The following is an 18425-nucleotide window of genomic DNA, read 5'->3' as shown; positions in this document are numbered from 1 at the left end:
ACACAATAATGAAAACGCTGTTTTAATCGGAAAGGGGTTACTTTGTATGAAAGGATTTTATTCCAGAAAGATTCATTCCTTGCTAGGCGTTATCCCGCTTGGAGCTTTCTTCATTGAGCACATGATGACGAATTTTGCGGCTGTAGAGGGTGGCGCTTCCGGTTTCACTGACAGCGTGATATGGCTGAACAGCCTGCCGCTTGTCTTCTTCCTGGAATTGTTCGGTATATGGCTACCTCTGCTGTACCATGGCGTATATGGACTGTATATTGCCTATCAATCCAAGCCGAACTTGAACCGTTTCAACATTGAAAGAAACTGGCGTTATACGCTGCAACGCATTACAGGAATTATTACCTTTATCTTTATAGTCTGGCATTTGTTCCAAACCCGGGTTCAGGTGGCAGTTGGTAGTGTAGAGCATGAAGAGCTGGGCGGTCTGATGCATGATATCGTGACTCAACCACTGATGTTGACACTGTACATTATCGGTATCGTTGCAGCATGCTTTCACTTCTCAAACGGCCTATGGTCTTTCTTGATCAGCTGGGGAATCACGGTAGGACCTCGTTCACAGCGGGTATCCTCTTACCTTTGTCTCGGTATATTTGTTCTTGTAACGTTTATGTTCCTCATTTCGCTAGTCACTTTCCGTGATGCTGAATTTCAAACCGCAGCTTCCATAGCTCAGTCCATAAAGACTTTCATCTAAGTAATTATCCTCTCAGGACTAGATTCCAGAATCCTTTCTGATATTTTCAATAAAGGGAGTGAACTATCATGGCAACAGCAAATATCATTATCGTGGGTGGCGGTCTGGCCGGCCTGATGGCTACCATCAAGGCAGCGGAGTCCGGTGCGCATGTTCAATTATTCTCATTAGTGCCTGTAAAAAGATCACACTCCGTTTGTGCGCAAGGCGGCATCAACGGCGCGGTAAATACGAAAGGGGAGGGCGACTCTCCTTGGGAGCACTTCGACGATACCGTTTACGGCGGTGACTTCCTGGCGAATCAGCCACCGGTCAAGGCGATGTGTGAAGCAGCACCGGGTATCATCCACCTTATGGACCGGATGGGCGTAATGTTCAACCGCACACCTGAGGGATTACTCGACTTCCGTCGTTTCGGCGGAACGAAGCGTCACCGCACTGCATTTGCTGGCGCAACGACAGGCCAACAGCTTTTGTATGCGCTGGATGAGCAAGTGCGCCGCTGGGAGTCCGAAGGTCTTGTAACGAAACGTGAGAACTGGGAGTTCCTCTCGGCCATCGTCGACGACGAAGGTGTATGCCGCGGCATAAGTGCCCAGAATCTCAAGACGATGGAGATTGAGACTTTTCCTGCAGACGCTGTTATTTTGGCTAGCGGCGGGCCTGGTATTATTTTTGGTAAAACAACGAACTCCGTAATTAATACGGGCACAGCAGCAAGTGCGGTGTACCAACAGGGCGTACATTATGCCAACGGAGAATTTATACAGATTCACCCAACGGCTATTCCAGGAGATGACAAGCTCCGCTTAATGTCGGAATCAGCACGTGGTGAAGGCGGCCGCATCTGGACTTATAAAGATGGAAAGCCGTGGTATTTCCTTGAAGAGAAATATCCAGCCTATGGTAACTTGGTGCCGCGCGATATTGCTACACGTGAGATTTTTAATGTGTGTGTGGATCAAGGGCTGGGCATTAACGGTGAGAACATGGTGTATTTGGATCTCTCTCACAAGGACCCGAAAGAGCTGGACGTGAAGCTTGGCGGGATTATTGAAATTTACGAAAAATTCATGGGGGATGACCCGCGTAAAATACCGATGAAAATCTTCCCGGCTGTGCACTATTCCATGGGCGGTATGTGGGTTGATTACAACCAAATGACAAACATTCCTGGTCTGTTTGCGGCAGGCGAATGTGAATACCAATATCATGGAGCGAATCGTCTAGGCGCTAACTCTCTGGTATCTGCCATTTACGGTGGTATGGTTGCTGGACCAAAGGCTGTTGAATACATCAAAGGTCTGAAGAAATCGTCACAAGATATCTCTTCTTCTGTCTATGATAGCTTCCACAAAAAGCAGACGGACAAATATGAGTCTCTGCTAGCGATGTCAGGTACAGAGAATGCTTATGTGATTCACAAGGAACTGGGCGAATGGATGACCGCCAATATGACGGTTGTACGGCACAATCCGAAGCTGGAAGCGACCATTGGCAAAATCAAAGAGCTTAAAGAACGCTATCGCAATATCAATATGAACGATACGTCACGCTGGAATAACCAAGGTGTAGCTTTCACCCGTCAGCTATGGAACATGCTGGAGCTGTCCGAAGCGATGACACTGGGAGCGCTTATGCGCAATGAGAGCCGCGGCGCTCATTACAAGCCGGAATTCCCGGATCGTAATGATGAGGAATTCTTGAAGACCACGAAAGCAGCTTGGACTGCAGACGGTCCGCAAATCACTTACGACGAAGTCGATGTCTCACTGATCCCTCCACGGGTCCGTGATTATTCGAAGGATTAATCTTTCCCAGCAGTGAAACAGCTTGCGAGGCAAGCTTAATGAAATAAAATTAGGCAATTTGAGGAGGGAACCATTATGGCGGAAACTGCTACAGCTCCCAAAAACGTAAAGTTTATCATCACCCGCCAGGACGATCCACAAAGCTCATCTTATGTTGAGGAATTTGAGCTCCCTTATCGTCCGGGTATGAATGTAATCAGTGCTTTGATGGAAATTCAGCGTAACCCTGTGAATGCCAAAGGTGACAGCACCGTTCCGGTATGCTGGGATTCCAACTGTCTAGAAGAAGTATGCGGAGCTTGCTCGATGGTGATCAACGGCAAACCTCGCCAAGCCTGCGCAGCGCTTATAGACAATCTGGAACAACCTGTACGCATTGAGCCAATGAAGACATTTCCGGTGGTGCGTGACTTAGTGATTGACCGTACCCGGATGTTCAACGCACTTAAACGAGTAAAGGCCTGGATTCCAATCGATGGTACGTATGACCTTGGGCCGGGACCACGTATGCCGGAGAAGAAACGGCAGTGGGCTTATGAATTATCTAAGTGTATGACTTGCGGCGTATGCTTGGAAGCTTGTCCGAATGTCAACGAGAAGACGGATTTCATCGGACCCGCAGCCATCTCTCAAGTACGCCTGTTCAATGCTCATCCTACGGGTGAAATGAATGCGGATGAAAGATTGGACGCATTGATGGAAGATGGCGGTATTGACGGTTGTGGTAACTCACAGAACTGTGTGCGCGCTTGTCCAAAAGGTATTCCTCTTACCACCTCCATTGCAGAAATTAATAAGCAGACGACAAAACATATGTTCAAACGCTGGTTAGGTGTGTAATAAGTAGTACCGCCGGATCTTTAATATTGAGCTATCCTCAATGGTGGATTTATATTCGCTGAGGATAGCTTTTTTGTTTATAATTGGTAGGGAATAGGAAATTCGTCTAGCTCAGAAGAATGAATAGCATATGCTATAATATCCATTGTTAACGTACGTTAGGTGTGGAACAACAGGGAGGAATAATCGTGATTTGTCGGGAGCATGATGGAGCAATTGTAATGGTTAAACAGCATGATCACGGGAAGTTAGCTGGAGAGCTTGCCATTTGGTTTAAGGAAGAGCATGTGCCAGAAGAAGGACGCCGGGATGAGGTGCTTTGGGCGGTAGCTGAACATGACCGGGGCTGGATTGATCTGGATGAGACGCCCTTTTGGAACGATGCGGAACACGCGCCTTACAGCTTTATTGATTTTCCTGTAGTGCCGAAGCTGACCTTTTATAAGCGAGGACTTGATGAGATCGAAGCGCGGACACCTTACGGAGCGCTTTTGTGCAGCTTGCATTTTGAACGACTCATTAAGATTTCGGGACTGGATTATCCAGAACTGACTTTATATCAAGAGCATGAAGAGGAACGTAGATCCCGTATTCACCGAGAACTGGAAGTATCCAAACCGATTGGTGAAGATGAGCTGTATTATGATGCCCGTCTTTTGGAATTCTGCGATGACTTATCTCTATATTTGGCTTTAAATGAACCGGGTAGCCCGAAATCTGAGGAGCATCCATGGTGGCGTGAAGGATTCTCTGGCAGTGAAGATTTCAGTTTTACTTCAGGTCGTACGATAACCGTGGAGTGGAAAGATAAGTCAACGTTAGTGCTGGATCCTTTTCCCTTTCAGAAGACGGTGGAAGTAGCCTTTATGCTGAAACGAGTCCAACAATCAGAAATTGCTAAGAGAGGCATCGCACCCGCATACCGTGATACGCCAGAGGAAGAATGTCGAATTATACTGACGGCTCTAAACGAAAGCTGAAGGGAAGGAGAAACTCCGTATGAAGATACAATCGTCTGGGGCTTCTCCCAATAAGAAAAATAATCATTCAGGTAAAGACATCCACTCTAGCGCCTCTGGACGTCAATCTAAGGGCAAGACAACAATGACCCGCCGGCAATTCCTGGTTCGAGGTGCGGCTACTGTAATCGGCGCAGGCTTGCTCACAAGTGGTTACGCTTGGCAAGGGGAGCCCAACTGGATTCAGGTTACTAAGCTGAAGTTGTCCTTTAAAGATATTCCCTCTGCTTTTTCAGGCATGAAGGTTGTCCATTTCAGTGATACTCACCTTGGGTTTAATAAGGATGCCCGTGATCTGGCTCGACTTGCAGAGCGTATCGCTAAGGAGGAACCGGATCTTATATGCTTTACAGGCGACATCGTGGACAGCAACCCTGAGGATCTTGTAGATGCCATACCTGTATTGGCAGAGCTGAATGCTCCACTAGGAAAATATGCGGTGCTAGGCAACCATGATTTCAAGAATACGAAGCGGATTATCGAGTTGTTTACATCTGCTGGGTTCCGGGTGCTAAGGAATGAAACCTATCTTCTAAAAAGAGGCGGGGCAGTTATGGCTGTGACCGGACTGGATGATCTGCTGCATGGCGAGCCTGACCCTGTGAAGGCACTCAAGGGTGTGCCTGCAGGAACCTTTACCGTTCTGATGATGCATGAACCGGATTATGCTGATATAGCACAGGCTCATTCCTTTCACCTACAGCTATCCGGGCACAGCCATGGAGGACAGATTCGCCTGCCGTTTGTAGGTGCGCCATTCACCCCTTATGGGTCTCAAAAGTACATAAATGGATTGTATTATACAGATACCAAGCGCATGCCAGTGTATGTGAATAGAGGTTTTGGCGAAACAGTCATGCCTTTTCGTTTTCTATGTAGGCCTGAATTAACGGTGCTGACATTGCACCATTCATCGGATGAATAGGCTGATATTTTAGCTGCATGGAGGAGAGAGTATGAGCACTTATGAGGCAGTATCGTTCCAGACGCAACAAGGTGTGGCGGTTGACCTTAGGATGATTCCGCCCGAGGATGCCCGTCATTTGCAGCAACTGCTCTCCCACCCAGAAGTGCAGGCTCATATTCAAATACGCACCGGAGCTGGATCAGAACTTGCTCAGGTGGAGAAGCTGGTGAACCGGATGTTATTCGCATTCGATCCTTGCGCATTACATGCGGGTATCTATTTGAAGGAGCGGCAGAAGTTGATCGGTATTGTTGCTTTACAGCATTGGAACCGCCGTGAGGGCAAGGCCACTTTAGGATATATGCTAGACCCGGCGTACTGGGGAGGCGGATTGGCGACAGAGGCGGTTGGCTTATTTTTAAATTACAGTGTTCATACGCTTGGAATCACACGGATCGAAGGGCGCTGCCGAGGAGATAATATTAGATCCGAACGTGTGATGCTTAAGAACGGCATGATGCTGGAGCGAGTGATGCCCAGAGTAGGCTCCTTGGACGATGTAATGAAAGTATTCAGTTTATTGCACGAATGATAATTTTGCAATTGCAAGAATTTACTAGTTGGGATAAGCTGTAGTTAGTCGCAGTTGGAGATTCCCAGGTGCTTCCCATGGCATAGGGGATTACGGAGAGGTGACTGATCATCGTCACCGGGCTTGACCCGGGCTGATTCTTCCCTTTTTCGCGCTGCTGATCCGGCAGGGCGGGGGAGGACGAAGGAGTTATCGTGGGTTAGTCAATAAAGGTCAGTAATGGTCAAACTTTGATCAAAGAAAAATCGAAAGAATGCAGACGGGGCGCGGTGTTGCTCCACCCCCTCACCTTACTATCAGAGGGGGTTCAAAAACCAAAAGTGCCTCTTTCCGGTTCCGTTTTCCTTGATTTTAGGGGTAACGGAATTTTTGATTTTAGGTGTAGGAATAATATTGTTGTTTACAAATTATTGGTCAGTATGCTATATTTTGCTTGTCTTGGCGGACTAGCAAAAAATCTGCCGTTGTCCTGCGTTTCTTCCTTGGTAACGTCAAACTAGTGGAAGAGGCTAACTAGCAGGAAATCGTCTATCTTCCTAGAGGTACCCGACGGGGTGTCAAATGAGCGGAGTAGTTATTCTTAGACGGTTGCAGATTAAGCATTGAGAGTGCCTTATGGGCGCTCTTTTTGCTTTATGAGGGATTAGAGGCGGCGGACAGTGCCTTCGGGTGGTGCCTTGGCTAAGGAGGGGCCTGACGGTGCTGTTCGCCGCCTTGGTCCGGCATGTAGTAAAAGTATTCACATTGTTACACAAATGAAATAATGCCGTTATGAAACTCTAACAGTGTCCGGTTAAACTAAGTACATGACCCCCTTTTAAAAATATACTGCTTTGGGACCCGATGATTCGGGTCCATTTTTTTTGTCAGGACCTAATCCGATCGTTTATGATTAACAAACAGTCGAATGAATTGAGAAGGAGGCGTAACATTTTGAATGATGTAATACAGACGTTAATGAATCACCGTTCTTTCCGGCAGTATTCTGATCTACAAGTGGAGCCGGATAAGCTAAAGATAATGATCGAATCGGCCCAAGCAGCGCCCTCATGGGTTCATGGACAGCAGGTCTCCATTATAGCTATCAAGGATCCTGCACGTAAGCAGCAGCTTTCGGTCTTGTGCGGCAATCAGAAGCATGTAGCAGCAGCCCCCATCTTTCTGGTGTTCTGCATGGACTTCTATAGAGCGAAATTAGCAAGTAAAATGGAAGGCAAGTCTTTTGAAGCGGTAAAAGATGTAGATGCTCTGCTCGTTGGAGCTACAGATGTTGGTATCTCAGTGGCTAACGCGATTGCAGCGGCAGAATCCATGGGACTTGGGATCATCCCTATTGGGGGTGTCCGGCGCAATACAGCAGGCGTTATTGATCTGTTGAAGCTGCCGGAGTACGTATTTCCTATCGTCGGGCTCTGTGTTGGATATCCAGCCGAAGAGACCGCACAGAAGCCGCGGCTGCCGCTGGAAGCGGTGTTTCATGAGGAACAATACAATCCGGCTGTGGAAGGCCTCCTGGAGGCGTATAATCAAACCCACCATGAATATTTGCAGCAGCAGGGATTAACGGAGAGAGATTGGACGAGCACGATTGCTCATTTTTACGATATCAACCCGGAATATGGGGATGCGAAGCGCACACTGAAGCAGCAAGGGTTTACCTGCGACAACCTATAAATAAACGACAATGCACCAAGCGGAGATTGGTTTAACGGAGGGTAACCCTACCCCTAAACCAATAACGCTTGGTGCATTTGTTCGAAATATAAGAAATCTTTATAGTGAAACTTTAATTTTCTCGCGCTGCTTGTAATAAACCCAATGTGTAAAACCTATCGCTTTTAGCTGTGCAGCTACCGCATCTAGGTCTTCTGCGACTCGGGACGGCTTATGCGCATCCGAACCGAAAGTAACCTCAACGCCAAAATGATGTGCACGCTCCAGTATATCTTCTGAGGGATACCAACCGCCAACCAGCTTGGTTCCGCCTGAGGTATTAATTTCGATCGCCACGCCGCATTCACTAATTACTTGCAGACAGTCATCAATTGGCTTTGGAGCAGGGATTTCTGAAAAAGCAGGATAATTTCCCTTCATCGCATCAATGTGTCCGAGAATTTGAAACATGCCACTGCGGGCGGAATCAGCAATCAATCGATAATAATCAGACTTCACACGAATCTGTTCATTTTTGCTAAGCCCTTTCCAGCGACCCTTGTTAAAGATACTGACGCCACCAACACTATGTACCGATCCAATCACATAATCAAAAGGGTAGGCGGATAATGTTTTGCGGTAAAGCTCGGCATGCTCAGGGAAGTAGTCTGATTCAATACCTAGCAGAACGTCGATTACACCTTCGTATTCTTTTTTGAGGGAGAGGACTTCCTCAACATAGTTTGAGAATTCGGACTTACCCATAGCAATTAGAGGAAAAGCTTGCTCGGAAGGGCTTCCGAAATATGGGGTGTGATCAGAAATGCCTATTACCCCTAAACCTGCTGAAATTCCGGCTTCGATATAATCTCTAATCGTTCCATTAGCATGGCCACAGCGAAAATGATGTGTATGCAGGTCAAATTTCATCAAGATCAACTCCTTTAAACAAGGTTATGCAATTAGCTCAGAAGTATCGATTCCACTATTGGGTGTTTTTTATTCAGACCCAATAAATTGTGTCTCCGGCATACCTTTGAGATCACTGAGAAACTGTCTCATGGCTGAGTTCACGTATTTTCCAGACTTCGTTATGACGCCAACAGGATGTGTGACTTCCAATTCAATAATAGGCACAATTTTGAGGGAACCGGCTCGTACCTCAGCGGTCACTGACTGCTTGGAAATAATGGCTGCACCTAAATCGAGTTCTACCATCCGTTTCACTTCCTCGCTGCTGGTCAGTTCCATAATTACCTGTGGCTCTATGCCATGCTTGGAGAATACCTCGTCGGCAAATTTACGGCCCACTGTATCCGGTGAGAGCAGAATTAGCGGGGTTTTGTTTAGGGCTTCTATTCCTGCAGTCTTAACTTGAGCTAGGGGGTGTCTAGGTGAGACCACCAACTCGAATGTATCATAATAAAGAATGGAAGTAGTCATACTAGGACTTCGTCCGATCAAATAGCCAATGCCGACATCGACAATGCCATTCTCGACATGTTGATAAATTTGAGACGAGGACATAGAGGAAATAGATGTTTTGATATGAGGGAACTGGTCTTTAAAATAGGACAAAATACGCGGCAAAATTTGAATGGCGATAGAGGTAGTAGTGCCGAGAATAATATGTCCTTGGGGATTATCTTCAAGGTCCGCAAGTCTCTGTTTAAGCTCCTCGACAATCGTCACAATTTGTTCCGCATGCTCCAGAAATACAGTTCCTCGATCGGTTAACGTAACAGGCTGGTTCCGGTCAACCAGCTGTGTTTTGAACTCTTCTTCAAGGCTCTTGATTTGTGCTGAAACCGCTGGTTGGGTCAAGTTAAGCAGTTCTCCGGCCTTGCGAAAGCTCATCGTTTTGGAGATCGTTATTAGTGTCTCCAGCTGGCTGATGTTCATGGAATACCTCCTTTGGACAAGCAAATATGAAAGTGATGGGGTGAAAAATTACGTTCCATGTTGGCATTTGATTTAAATTATAGGAGATAATACCCGACAGAGCAATGTTGCAACATAAACAAACTTGGGTTCGAATTCGACATGTACATTAATTTTTGCTGAATTGTGCCGATATATAAAGTATAATAAATTCATATTACTTGGGACTTTTGGTATATGACTAAAGCACGATAAAGGGGGAGACAGGACTTTCATGAAAGCAGAAGTAATTAATCCGTTTTTAGAATCTGCACGGACAGTTATAGAACAAGTGATTCAGGTCTCGCCTTCCACTGGGAATTTAGGCATCAAAGAAATTGAACTGATCGATAATCATATATGGATTCAAGTGGGAATGACAGGCCAGCTGAGCGGAAATATTATATTTGGTATCGCAGAGCAGGTAGCCTTGCGAATGGTATCGATTATGATGGGCGGCTATGTGATTACGGAGATGGATGAGATGGGTCAGAGTGCAATTTCAGAGCTGGGCAATATGATCAGTGGGAATGCTAGTACGATTCTATATAATCAGGGGGTTTCAGTGGATATAAGCCCTCCCCAAATTATGAAGCTTGAGAGCATGTCCTTTTTGCCTCGCAGAGCACTTAGTATTCCATTGTTGATGGATGGGGTTGGAGAGATGGATATTCAGGTGATGATCTCTTAGGCAAGAGTTAGGAGCTGAAATACTTTTTATGGTACTTAAAGATAAGGTTGTTGTGATTACAGGAGCATCCAGCGGTATTGGTGCATTAACCGCACAAATGCTTAGTAAGCAAGGTGCGATTCCGATCCTTTTGGCACGTTCCGAAGCGAAGTTGAAAGAAACGGCGGCCGGTATTCCGGGCGTTTTTGGACTGTATACATGCGATGTAACAGATGCCGACGGTGTACAAGAGACCTTTGCTCAAATTTTGGCGACTTACGGCAGAATTGATATTTTGCTAAATAATGCTGGGTACGGTAAATTCGCCGCTTTTACAGAGATGGAGCCTCATGAGTTTGATGATATGATGGATGTTAACTATATGGGGATTGTTCGCTGTACGAAGGCTGTTGTTCCACATATGTTAGAACGGGGAAGTGGCCAGATCGTAAATGTGGCTTCTATGGCAGGGAAGATCGGTACAGCCAAATCGGTAGCCTATACAGCCACCAAGCATGCTGTTCTTGGATTCACGAATGCACTCCGTCAGGAGCTGCGGAAGAGCGGAATCATCGTCTCGGCTGTGAACCCTGGTCCCATTGCCACTGATTTTTTCAAAACGGCTGATCCTTCCGGCAATTATGAAAAGAGCGTAGCTCGGATGATGATGACACCGGAACATGTCTCTTCCAAGATCGTAAAGGTCATGGAAACTGGCAAAGAAGAGATTGATCTTCCGGGTCTGGCAGGGTTTGGTATTCGGCTTTATGGTCTGTTTCCTCGCCTGGCGGACAAGCTTACTTATAATGCGATGAACAGAAAATAGAGCCTGCCGTCAGCATTATTGGCCTTCCATTTGGTGGAGAGGCCTTTTTGGCATATAATGAAGATATTATCTCAAGCGAAAAGGATGAATTACACTTATGAATAAAGCTTCTTTTGCGGCTATCGGCATTCAGGAAGACCTAGTTGCCCGATTGTCGGAATTCGGTATTAACGCTCCATCCCCTGTACAAGAGCAGACGATTCCACTTCTGCTGGAGGGAAGAGATGTTATTGCTGCTTCCCAGACTGGAACGGGTAAGACCTTGGCCTATCTGTTGCCTCTGCTTCAAACGATCAACCCGGAGCAGAAGGTGGTCCAAAAGCTGGTGCTCGCCCCTACACAGGAGCTGGCGATGCAAATCTTACGTGAGGCGGAACGTTATGGCGAACACCGTGGGATTCGAGTAATGGGTCTTATTGGCGGGGCAGCCATCAAACGCCAGATTGACAAACTGCGTGAGCATCCACAGCTTGTTGTGGGAACCCCTGGCCGGATTCGTGAATTGATTGGTCTTCGCAAGTTAAAGATGCATGAAGTCAGCACGATTGTTCTAGATGAAGCGGACCAAATGTTTCAGCTAAGCGGGGCCGGAGAGGTAACGAAAATTGTTAGCAGCGCACTGCGTTCACGCCAGCTCGTTATGCTGTCTGCAACCATTGGTCCGGAGACGAAAGCCTTGGCAAATCGTGAAATGAAGAACCCGGCAGAGGTTGGAATTGCTCCTGGTGTCATGACAGCAGAGAGTCTAGAGCATCATTACGTTGTAACGGAAGAACGCAACAAAATAGACATGCTGCGTCGGGTCATTCGTCATTACAATCCAGATAAGGCGATTGTGTTCGTGAATGCGACTGATGATATTGCAGAGGTAGAGGCTAAGCTAAACCATCTTGGACTGACCGCAGCCGCACTTTACGGTGATGCTGATAAAGTAACGCGCAGTAATGTACTGTCACGTTTCCGCGAAGGGAAATTCCGTGTGCTTGTTGCCAGTGATGTAGCTGCCAGAGGATTGGATATTGAGAATTTGTCACTGGTAGTTAGCTTCGATCCTGCCTTTGATTCCGAGCATTATGTACACCGTGCGGGTCGTACGGGTCGGATGGGAAAACGCGGATTATCCGTAACGATTGTGACAGAGCAGCAAACCTTTATTATGCGTAAATTTGCGCGTGAACTGGATATTGCCCTTGAAGAGCGGGAAATGGTCGGTGGCAAGGTGCTAGCAGCAGATGAAGCGCGCAACGCTTTGAATAGTGGACGGGGACGAAATGAGAGCAGCGGACAACGCCGCGATACTTCTTCTCCGCGCAGCAGTAAGCCACAGGCGCGAACATCTGGGAATGCAGGAACTCAGCCATCTACAACCAGCACAGAGCAGCAACCTGTTAAAAGACTGGCTACGATCCAGACAAGTGAGGCAAGCGTAGAACCACAGCGCGATTCTCAGCGCAGTGTGAACCCTTCTGCAGGCGCGCGTGGAGGTGCTACTCCTGCACGAAGCAAACGCAGCAGCAATGCGGAACGTGAGAAGAACCGTAAGAATAAAGGAGCACCAAAGTGGTTGAAAGACAAAACTCCGAGAGGTGACGGTCAATGAATAATTCTCCCGTATTGCAAATTACGGGCCTCAGTGGTGGATACAGCCTGAATAAGCCGGTGCTGCATGATATTGCACTTCAGGTGCAGCCTGGCGAGATGGTTGGTTTAATTGGTTTAAATGGAGCAGGAAAAAGTACGACCATGAAGCATATTCTAGGATTGATGTCGCCCCATAAGGGCGATATCACAGTAAAGGGTAAGACTCGTGCTGAAGATCCCATCGGATATCACAATGCTTTGAGTTTTGTACCTGAATCGCCTCTTCTGTATGATGAAATGACAGTACGTGAGCATGTTGAATTTACAGCAAGAGCATATGGGGTAGAACAAAGTGACTACGAAACTCGCACCTTACATCTAGCCAAGCTGTTCCATATGGAAGATAAGATGGACACGTTGTCGACTCATCTATCCAAAGGGATGAAGCAGAAGGTCATGATCATGTGCGCTTTCGTGGCACGCCCTGCGTTATATGTGATCGATGAGCCCTTTTTAGGACTGGATCCGCTCGGGATTCGCTCTCTGCTTGATTTCATGATGGATCTGAAAAGATCAGGCTCCTCTATTCTGCTTAGCTCTCATATTCTTTCTACCATTGAGAATTATTGCGACCGCTTTATTGTGCTGCATAGAGGTAAGGTGATTGCTCAGGGAACGCTGGCAGAAATTGCGGCAACCACTGGACTACAGGGGCTGACTTTGGAGCAGCTGTTCTACGAGCTGGTTCAGGGAGGGAAATAATATGGATTTGAAAGAGCTGCGGCGCACGCGGCGAGGTCGATTCATGGGAAGTATGCTTCCTTATGTGGGATATATCATTCAAAGCGGCGTAGCTATGGTCTTCCTCTTTGTATTGATTGTCTTCTCTGCTTGGTATACATCGTTGTTACAGAATGTGCCAGAAGGCATTCCCATCCGCTGGATTATGCTTGCAATACTGCTGCCTGCAGCAGTAAATAGCAGCTTCCGCACCTATTTGCAGACTCCGGATACGATCTTTCTATTGCCTCAAGGACATCGAATGAAGGAATATTTCGCACCTTCGTGGGTGAGTGGGAACGTATGGAAGATTGTTCGATTGTTATTTGTTCTCATTACCCTTTGGCCGTTGTACATACGTACAGATGACTCGCCTAAGCGGCTGTTATTTACAATATTGATTCTGATTGCTGTGAAGCTAATCGCGAGTTACGGCTTATGGAAAGAGATAGCTATGCTGTCGCGTCCGATGGCAGGCATATTCACTTTCTTACGCTGGGCAGTAGGAGGATTAATTATTGCTGCTTGGTTGTGGCAGCCTGCCGGTAGAAGCCTGATATTTATGGCGCTATTAGCAGCAGCCTATCTTGTTGCACTATCCGTACCTGGACGCCACGCCGTACCTTGGGAAAGACTAATCGCCATGGAAAAAAATCAAGGTGGACGCGCCCTGATGGTTCTGGGTTGGTTCGTGGATGTACCGGGCCGTGAGCAACGGGTATATCCTCGTCGTTATCTTTCCAAATGGGGGACTCGGCTGCCTTGGCGTAAGGATACGGCTTACCGCTATCTGCTGACCAAAAGCTTCGCCCGAGGAGATATCTTCGGAATCATTATGCGGATTTCGGTATTGGCTTTGCTGCTGAATTGGTTGAACCATGACAGTTACTTCGGTACAGCCATCTATTTGTTCTTCCTGTTCATTATTGGTGTACAATTGTCGGCACTCCGCAAATTGCATAGTGAGTCTTTTTGGTTGACAGTGTATCCCTTTCCTGAAGGCAGTAAGGCGGATAACACAACGCAATTCGTATTCCGCGCGCATCTGGTAGTGGCACTGATTCTTGGTTTACCTTTCTTAGCCTCTATAGGCGACCGCCTACTACCAGTGATTGGTACCTTTGCAGCAGGGATTCTGGTATCCTTTCTGTTTAAGGGATACTTGTCCCGCAAAGCAGCACGGATGGTTGACGAGGATTTGTAAGAGATTATTTCAAAATAAAAAAGGCTTTCTCAAAAGTAGAGGTGGTATTATCCCCTCATGGTTGACAGTGAAAAAAGAGCACATGGTATCATGTGTTTAACACAGTCGACCGGAGGGGATTTTTCATGGCTAAAAAAGGGCAGACGTTTACGAAGTATTCAGAAGAGTTGAAGAACGAGGCGGTTCGACTTCACTTAGAGGAGCATATGAGCTATTCACAAATTCTAGAAAAACTCAACATCAAGAGCGATGCTCAGTTGGTGAGGTGGATACGTAAATTTAAAAGTGGGGAGACCTTTGAGGACCGACGCGGAAAAGGTGGAAGGAAACATTTTGATAGTAAAGACGAAGAAATCGCGTATTTGAAGGCACAGGTCGAATACTTAAAAAAGCTCAATCCCAATCTACATGGGGAGGGAAGTTGGATACAAATACCCGGTGCCAATCCATTCAAGAAATGAGCGAGCGATACCCGATTGTTTGGCTGTGCAAACTGGCTGAACTGTCCCGGGCTGCATACTACAAATGGAAAAAGACCTCTGACCTGCGGGAAGCACGCCAAGAGAAGGATGCGAACCTTAAGGAACATATCTTAGCCATTCATCAGCTACGTCCTACCTATGGCTATAAGCGAATGCGTACAGCGCTTCGCAAAGAGGGATTTCCCGTAAACCATAAGAAAGTTCGCAGGTTGATGAGAGAGCTAGGCATCCAATCAGTGATTCGCAAGAAACGCCCGTTTGCCGGGCGTAAGCCTTCTGTCTTATTTCCAAACGTACTCAACCAGAAATTCACAGCCCACGCTCTTCAGCAAAAGTTAGTCACGGATATTACCTATATCCGTACAGGCCACGAGTTTGTCTACTTATCTGTAGTGATGGATCTGTACAACAACGAGGTTGTGGCTTGGAGAATCTCTGTCCGTAATGACTTGAAGCTAGTGGTAGATACTGTGAAATCTCTCCAAGACTCAAAGGCTCTCCTGCACTCTGACCAGGGCTTTCAGTACACGACTCGGACGTATGCCCAGGTTTTAGAGGACAAGGGTTTGGTCGGTAGCCACTCCCGCCGGGGGAATTGCTACGACAATGCTTGTATAGAGTCATTCTTCTCTCACCTAAAGACCGAAAAATTGTATTTGGAGAAACCCAAGAATCTTGAAGATGCTGAACATTTGGTTAAGGAGTACATCCTTTATTACAACAAGGAACGCTTCCAGAAAAAACTCGGCGACCTGTCTCCGGAAGAGTACCGGAACCAGATCGCCGCTTAAAAGGCTTCTTTTTTACTGTCTACTTGACGGGGCTATGACCAAGGATTCTACGGATGAGGAAGCCTTTTTTTGTGTGGGGAATGAGGTGTACCACTGGAAAAGGGAAAGAGCTCAAGGCTCTCTCCCGAGACTGTCATCTTTAGTTAGACAAAGAGTGAACGGCTGATGATTACCAGCAGGATAAAGAGAACCAGAATCGCGCCAGTGCTTGTGAATCCACCGCCACAACAACCGTTAAATCCGCCTCTTACTTCTTCGCTCATGTTCATTCCCCTTTCGGTGTGTGTTGTATTTGAGTACATCGTATTGTATGTGCGGAGAGAGAAGCATGTATAGGCCAATGCCGGAGGAGTCCAGAAAAAAATCAGCCCCGTAGAAACGGAGCTGATTGGAAGGAATATGAAAGATTTGTTAAGCTTTTTCCAGATCACGAACGCCTGCGTATACAAGATCAAACAGATCTTCGAGCTGTTCTTCTTCGATACAAGAGAAAGCAATCCGCAGATCTGTTTCACCGAGAGCGATAGTGCCCAGTCCGTAATTATGAATCAGGTGAAGCCGAAGAGCTTCAGCAGAAACAGTATGCAGCTTCAGACACATGAAGTAGCCGGAGTTAAAAGGATAATACGTCCATACATCATCGCCGTATTTGCCGCTATCGAGCAGCGCTTTTACTTTATTCGCACGGCCCTTCATGATTTGGAACTTCTCTTCCTTCTGTTCTTCGAATTGTGGAGATTTCAATGCATCCAATACGAAGGTCTGTGATGGGTGTGCACCGCTGGAAATAGTGGCGCGAATGATGCCTAATGTTTTTTGCTCCAATGCAGCCAGCAAATCCTTGTCTTCCGAGGCATAAGTGATGAAGCCAACACGGAAGCCCCAGACGAATTCTTCTTTAGTTGCACCGTCAATTTTGATTGGAAGCACACGTGGGTGCAGATGAGCAAGCTTACCGAATAATGATTCCTTTAGTGAGTCTTCAAAGAACAGTCCGAAGTAGGCATCATCACTTACGACAACCACGTTAATGCCTTCCTCAGCCGCACGAAGGATAGCTGCGACGATTTCATCGCCTTCCTTAATCCCTGGAGTATATCCTGTAGGATTGTTAGGGAAGTTCAGCAGAACGATCGCTTTTCCGCGTTCTTTTTGAGCCAGTAGCGCTTCTTCAAGACCCGTACTGTTAAAGGTCATTTCTTCTGTAAAAAGCGGATAGTTAACGGTCTCCCCATGGCGGCGAATTCCGAAGGTTAGTTCATAGTTTTCCCAATTCTTATCTGGGTAGATGATAGCGTCACCTGGCTCAGCGAAGAGGTCAGCGACAATGCTAAGCCCATGAGTCAGGGCGTTGGTTACAACAGGATTGCTGATGGTTTTACCTTCTAGCGATGGATTTTCGCGCAGCATCTTTTCACGCCATACAGTACGCAGTTCTGGTTTACCTGCTGGAGGAGCGTAACTATACAGATCCTTAGGGCTGTAAGCGGAAAGCTTATCCTGAATGACACCGAGGTGCATAGGTACACCGCCTTCGGTAGCAATACCGATGGTTGCGTTGTATTTCTTGGCGTGAGCTCCTGCTTCAGCAGATTGACTCAGGATACCCTCCTTAGGGAAGTAAATTTCTTTGCCAAGCGTAGAGAGCATATCATATACATGTTCATTTCCTGCTTTGATACTTTCGTTTAATTGTCCAGCTAGTGGATTCATCAGTTTCATCCTTCCAGGGTTCTTTGGGGATACATACTGTTAACATTGCCTAACATTATATCACCGCCACTTGCAACCGTCACTTGGAAAGATACGTTTTTTTAAAATTTAAGGAAGTTTAAGTTTTACACTATACGTAGCGCTTATTTTGAACGAGAAACTGGTTTATCCGTATCTATTATTCGGAGTGATAGGGGCAGTATTTTTTCATCATTTCAATGGTTTCTTCATCACGTGGATGATTTCTTTCAGATAGGCCGGAAATGACCCCAGAACGTCCTTCTTCTTTTAGATTTTGCCCAAACTTAAACTTCGCCGTGATCTCATCTGGGGTAATGCGCACTACCGCGACGCCCTTTAGACGGGGACGGTATTTAGGGTCCTCTGCATCTATCTGATTATAGCCGCCCTCGGGCTGGAGTTTTTTCATAAATAAGGAGAGTACGATGGCTTTTTCGCTAATGTCTTCGACGGGCTCGGCTATGCCGTAGGCGGTAACACTTTTAAAATATGCGGTTGCTGGGCAGGCCATCTCTGGATCGCTAAAATAAGACGGAATCAGTGCATACTCATCCGCTACGGTAAAGCAGACCTTCTGCTGATTGCGGATCGCCTTCATTTTGCCGCCAGCATGACTACCGTGGAAATAGAAACACCCATCTGTATATACAAAATTCAGCGGTGTCACCCGCGGTAGCCCCTGTTCATCGCTTGTACCGAGAAAACCGAAGCTCATTCCGTCTAGAAAAGAGATTAATTCTTCCTCCTGATCTACTTGAAATTCTTTTCTGCGCATAGGGTTCACGTCCTTATTCTTAATAGAGTAGAGCATTTGCTCCGATGTAGATGTTCCTTCAAGAATAGTAGAGTAGTTGACAATTAAAAAGGACCAATTAAGATAGTTTTTAATGGACCACTTGCTGG

17 protein-coding genes and 1 pseudogene are annotated in these 18425 nt (G+C 46.6%); 13 read left to right on the top strand and 5 right to left on the bottom strand.

Annotated elements, in window-relative coordinates:
* The first annotated feature begins 46 nt into the window (after positions 1 to 46).
* The 7 genes from MKY19_RS25365 to MKY19_RS25335 all read left to right on the top strand — a co-directional run bounded on the left by MKY19_RS25365 (position 47) and on the right by MKY19_RS25335 (position 7555).
* A complete protein-coding gene (locus tag MKY19_RS25365; protein ID WP_042130879.1) occupies positions 47 to 712 on the top strand; it encodes a succinate dehydrogenase cytochrome b558 subunit in 666 nt (221 codons plus the stop codon).
* A 68-nt stretch (positions 713 to 780) separates the two neighbouring features.
* On the top strand, positions 781 to 2523 hold the full coding sequence (gene sdhA / locus MKY19_RS25360; RefSeq protein ID WP_339798481.1) for a succinate dehydrogenase flavoprotein subunit: 1743 nt from the start codon (positions 781 to 783) through the stop codon (positions 2521 to 2523).
* Positions 2524 to 2598: 75 nt separating this feature from the next.
* The gene (gene sdhB, locus MKY19_RS25355) at positions 2599 to 3363 is read left to right on the top strand and encodes a succinate dehydrogenase iron-sulfur subunit (RefSeq protein WP_042130877.1); all 765 of its coding nucleotides are present in this window, start codon (positions 2599 to 2601) and stop codon (positions 3361 to 3363) included.
* Positions 3364 to 3551: 188 nt separating this feature from the next.
* The gene (locus MKY19_RS25350) at positions 3552 to 4343 is read left to right on the top strand and encodes a DUF3891 family protein (RefSeq protein ID WP_339798478.1); all 792 of its coding nucleotides are present in this window, start codon (positions 3552 to 3554) and stop codon (positions 4341 to 4343) included.
* Between the two features lie 19 nt (positions 4344 to 4362).
* Complete coding sequence (locus MKY19_RS25345) at positions 4363 to 5307, top strand: metallophosphoesterase (protein WP_339798477.1); 945 nt, start codon at positions 4363 to 4365, stop codon at positions 5305 to 5307.
* Positions 5308 to 5338: 31 nt separating this feature from the next.
* Positions 5339 to 5881 carry a GNAT family N-acetyltransferase gene (locus MKY19_RS25340; protein ID WP_339798475.1) on the top strand — a complete coding sequence of 181 codons (543 nt, stop codon included), beginning with the start codon at positions 5339 to 5341 and terminating at the stop codon, positions 5879 to 5881.
* Between the two features lie 933 nt (positions 5882 to 6814).
* Positions 6815 to 7555, top strand: a complete 741-nt coding sequence (locus tag MKY19_RS25335; protein ID WP_339798473.1) for an NADPH-dependent oxidoreductase — start codon at positions 6815 to 6817, stop codon at positions 7553 to 7555.
* Between the two features lie 99 nt (positions 7556 to 7654).
* On the opposite strand, the gene MKY19_RS25330 is transcribed toward MKY19_RS25335, so the two are convergent.
* Both MKY19_RS25330 and MKY19_RS25325 read right to left on the bottom strand, forming a co-directional pair.
* Entirely contained in the window at positions 7655 to 8464 is an 810-nt protein-coding gene (locus MKY19_RS25330) for a histidinol-phosphatase (RefSeq protein ID WP_076300334.1), read from the bottom strand.
* 69 nt (positions 8465 to 8533) lie between these two features.
* Positions 8534 to 9436, bottom strand: a complete 903-nt coding sequence (locus tag MKY19_RS25325; RefSeq protein WP_042191539.1) for a LysR family transcriptional regulator — start codon at positions 9434 to 9436, stop codon at positions 8534 to 8536.
* A gap of 253 nt (positions 9437 to 9689) precedes the next feature.
* On the opposite strand from MKY19_RS25325, the gene MKY19_RS25320 reads away from it, so the two are divergent.
* The 6 genes and pseudogenes from MKY19_RS25320 to MKY19_RS25295 all read left to right on the top strand — a co-directional run bounded on the left by MKY19_RS25320 (position 9690) and on the right by MKY19_RS25295 (position 15788).
* On the top strand, positions 9690 to 10145 hold the full coding sequence (locus tag MKY19_RS25320) for a chemotaxis protein CheX (protein ID WP_042130872.1): 456 nt from the start codon (positions 9690 to 9692) through the stop codon (positions 10143 to 10145).
* 28 nt (positions 10146 to 10173) lie between these two features.
* A complete protein-coding gene (locus MKY19_RS25315; protein ID WP_076300333.1) occupies positions 10174 to 10950 on the top strand; it encodes an SDR family oxidoreductase in 777 nt (258 codons plus the stop codon).
* Between the two features lie 97 nt (positions 10951 to 11047).
* Positions 11048 to 12550 carry a DEAD/DEAH box helicase gene (locus MKY19_RS25310; RefSeq protein ID WP_339798471.1) on the top strand — a complete coding sequence of 501 codons (1503 nt, stop codon included), beginning with the start codon at positions 11048 to 11050 and terminating at the stop codon, positions 12548 to 12550.
* Complete coding sequence (locus tag MKY19_RS25305; RefSeq protein WP_339798469.1) at positions 12547 to 13293, top strand: ABC transporter ATP-binding protein; 747 nt, start codon at positions 12547 to 12549, stop codon at positions 13291 to 13293. Before MKY19_RS25310 ends, MKY19_RS25305 begins: the two co-directional genes overlap by 4 nt.
* 1 nt (position 13294) lies before the next feature.
* Positions 13295 to 14515 carry an ABC transporter permease gene (locus MKY19_RS25300; RefSeq protein WP_339798467.1) on the top strand — a complete coding sequence of 407 codons (1221 nt, stop codon included), beginning with the start codon at positions 13295 to 13297 and terminating at the stop codon, positions 14513 to 14515.
* 125 nt (positions 14516 to 14640) lie between these two features.
* Positions 14641 to 15788, top strand: a pseudogene (locus tag MKY19_RS25295) (IS3 family transposase).
* 143 nt (positions 15789 to 15931) lie between these two features.
* Here the strand turns inward: MKY19_RS25295 and MKY19_RS25290 are convergent.
* The 3 genes from MKY19_RS25290 to MKY19_RS25280 all read right to left on the bottom strand — a co-directional run bounded on the left by MKY19_RS25290 (position 15932) and on the right by MKY19_RS25280 (position 18297).
* The gene (locus MKY19_RS25290) at positions 15932 to 16051 is read right to left on the bottom strand and encodes a YjcZ family sporulation protein (protein ID WP_212567871.1); all 120 of its coding nucleotides are present in this window, start codon (positions 16049 to 16051) and stop codon (positions 15932 to 15934) included.
* Between the two features lie 148 nt (positions 16052 to 16199).
* Entirely contained in the window at positions 16200 to 17501 is a 1302-nt protein-coding gene (locus MKY19_RS25285) for an aminotransferase class I/II-fold pyridoxal phosphate-dependent enzyme (protein WP_339798465.1), read from the bottom strand.
* Positions 17502 to 17679: 178 nt separating this feature from the next.
* Positions 17680 to 18297, bottom strand: coding sequence for a pyridoxamine 5'-phosphate oxidase family protein (locus tag MKY19_RS25280; protein WP_042191524.1), 618 nt, complete (start codon positions 18295 to 18297; stop codon positions 17680 to 17682).
* Positions 18298 to 18425 lie beyond the last annotated feature (128 nt).

Origin of the sequence: Paenibacillus sp. FSL R5-0744 (assembly GCF_037972555.1) — a bacterium.
Taxonomy (GTDB): domain Bacteria; phylum Bacillota; class Bacilli; order Paenibacillales; family Paenibacillaceae; genus Paenibacillus_AQ.
The sequence above is the reverse complement of the archived record's forward strand: the minus strand, read 5'-3'. Positions and strand labels throughout refer to the sequence as shown.